The organism is Streptomyces sp. UH6 (genome assembly GCF_013421635.1).
GTDB classification, from domain to species: Bacteria; Actinomycetota; Actinomycetes; order Streptomycetales; family Streptomycetaceae; genus Streptomyces; species Streptomyces abyssomicinicus.
In genome coordinates this window covers 1-1,909 of record NZ_JACADT010001053.1, presented here as the reverse complement: position 1 = coordinate 1,909, position 1,909 = coordinate 1, and the positions used below count along the sequence as shown (strand labels likewise).

Annotated in this window: 2 protein-coding genes, 5 tRNA genes and 1 pseudogene; 5 read left to right on the top strand and 3 right to left on the bottom strand. The window is 72.1% G+C overall.

Features of this window, described 5'->3' with window-relative positions; translation table 11 throughout:
• Positions 1–439: chorismate-binding protein (locus HW445_RS29090; RefSeq protein ID WP_180223823.1), on the bottom strand; the 439-nt coding region annotated here is incomplete at its 3' end.
• Positions 440–627: 188 nt separating this feature from the next.
• On the opposite strand from HW445_RS29090, the gene HW445_RS29085 reads away from it, so the two are divergent.
• The 5 genes from HW445_RS29085 to HW445_RS29065 all read left to right on the top strand — a co-directional run bounded on the left by HW445_RS29085 (position 628) and on the right by HW445_RS29065 (position 1,101).
• Positions 628–700 (top strand) — tRNA-Gly (locus HW445_RS29085).
• A gap of 38 nt (positions 701–738) precedes the next feature.
• Positions 739–812 (top strand) — tRNA-Cys (locus HW445_RS29080).
• Position 813: 1 nt separating this feature from the next.
• Positions 814–885 (top strand) — tRNA-Val (locus tag HW445_RS29075).
• Positions 886–919: 34 nt separating this feature from the next.
• Positions 920–991, top strand: a tRNA-Val gene (locus HW445_RS29070).
• A gap of 38 nt (positions 992–1,029) precedes the next feature.
• A tRNA-Val gene (locus tag HW445_RS29065) sits at positions 1,030–1,101 on the top strand.
• 65 nt (positions 1,102–1,166) lie between these two features.
• Here the strand turns inward: HW445_RS29065 and HW445_RS29060 are convergent.
• Together HW445_RS29060 and HW445_RS29055 are read right to left on the bottom strand one after the other, a co-directional pair.
• Positions 1,167–1,433 carry a zf-TFIIB domain-containing protein gene (locus HW445_RS29060; RefSeq protein WP_180223822.1) on the bottom strand — a complete coding sequence of 89 codons (267 nt, stop codon included), beginning with the start codon at positions 1,431–1,433 and terminating at the stop codon, positions 1,167–1,169.
• 127 nt (positions 1,434–1,560) lie between these two features.
• Positions 1,561–1,909, bottom strand: a pseudogene (locus HW445_RS29055) (aminoglycoside phosphotransferase family protein); the annotation flags it as partial.

The following is a 1,909-nucleotide window of genomic DNA, read 5'->3' as shown; positions in this document are numbered from 1 at the left end:
TGGCGATCTCCACGCCCTGCTCCGGGAGCCGGATCGTTCCTGCGTAGGGGGCGGGGTTGCCGCGCGCCAGCAGGGCGGTGAGGTCGTCGACGTCGGCGTGCGCGGCGACGGGCGCCGTCAGGACGCGGCAGAGGTTGGCCTGGTAGACCTCGCCGGCCGCGATGTGCCGGTGGATCCGCCGGACGCCCCGCGTGTACGCGGCGCGGTCGAGCGAGGACGTCCAGTCGCCGGGGGCGGGGGCCGGCCACCGGCCGGGGACGGGCGCGGGGACCGGCTCGGGGCGGACGTCGGCGAAACGGGCGCAGGTCAGACGGCCCTCGTAGTCCGCGGCGACGGCCCAGAAGCCGCTGGAGTCGAGCGCGGCAGGGTCGTCGGTGACGTCGAGCAGGCCGGTGGCGACCATGCCGCCGAACCGGGCGAGGGGTGGGAGGTGCTGCACTCCGCCGAGTGTAGGTCGGGCTCCGGGCGGCCCTTCGGGGCCCACGGGGCGGGGCGCCGCGGGACCTGCCGGAACGCGGTCCGGGGAGGTCCGCCGCGGCAGGCTGCGCAAACGCGTTTTTGTACTGGCCCGGGAATGGGCTAAAGTTCAACACGTCGCCGGGACGCGGAAGCGGACCGAACCGACAGGCGGACGTAGCTCAGTTGGTAGAGCGCAACCTTGCCAAGGTTGAGGTCGCGAGTTCGAGCCTCGTCGTCCGCTCGCAAGAGCAGGGGATCTTCCCGAGACCCTGTGCTCCTGGTGGAGTGGCCGAGAGGCGAGGCAACGGCCTGCAAAGCCGTCTACACGGGTTCAAATCCCGTCTCCACCTCCAAGGACGATTAGCTCAGCGGGAGAGCGCTTCCCTGACACGGAAGAGGTCACTGGTTCAATCCCAGTATCGTCCACTGGTCCGCAAGGACCTGGTCCGCAAGGATCCCCGCGCGATTAGCTCAGCGGGAGAGCGCTTCCCTGACACGGAAGAGGTCACTGGTTCAATCCCAGTATCGCGCACGCGGTAGCACGGCCCCCGGGCCGCGCATCTGTCCCGAGGACGATTAGCTCAGCGGGAGAGCGCTTCCCTGACACGGAAGAGGTCACTGGTTCAATCCCAGTATCGTCCACACCGGCGCGAAGCCCCCGTCCACTTCGGTGGACGGGGGCTTCCGCGTTCCGGCGACTCCCGCGGTCAGGAGGAGAAGAGCATCCGGCCGAAGCTGTGCGGGCGGTGGTGCCCGCCGTGGTGACCGCCGTGGTGGCCGGCGTGCGGCGCGCCCCAGGCCGGAGCGCCGGGGGCCGGGGGCGGGGCGGGCTGGGCCCACTGGGTCTCCAGCCGGGTCAGCGTCTCCAGCTCCCCGTAGTCCAGGAAGATGCCCCGGCAGCCCGAGCACTGCTCGATCTGGACCCCGTTGCGGTTGTACGTGTGCATCGGCGCGTGACACTTCGGACAGTGCATCGACGGATCAACTCCTTGTTTCGCGGTGCGTGTTCGTTCCTCGGCACGGGTTCCGTGCCGCTGTGGCCCCCGCCCTCACAGACTCTCCCCGGGGCGCGGCCGGTTGCACCCCGAACGGCCGGATCCGTCACGGAACTCCGGTCGGCGGGGCCGCCATTCGGTCACAGGCGTCGACCAGCGCCTCCTCCGCCTCGTCCAGGGGGCGTCCGGCGAGGGCGGCCTTGGTGACGAACCGGGCGGCCGTCTGGACGGTGAGGGCGCGGGCCGGGACGTCCAGCACGGCCCAGGGGTCCCCCTCGGCCGGCAGGGCGGGCCCCCGGGCGGTCCGGTAGGCCCGCAGGAAGCGCTGCCATTCCCCGGCCGGGAGGAGTCCGCAGGCGTACCAGGAGGCGGGGCGGGCCAGGTCCCAGGCGGGGACGCCGACGCCGAGGTCGTCGACGTCTATCAGCCGCCACGGCCCGTCCGGGGCGGGGTGG

Coding starts and splice junctions, on each gene's coding strand:
- HW445_RS29060 (WP_180223822.1), bottom strand. CDS start 1,433: ATGCACTGTCCGAAGTGTCACGCGCCGATGCACACGTACAACCGCAAC.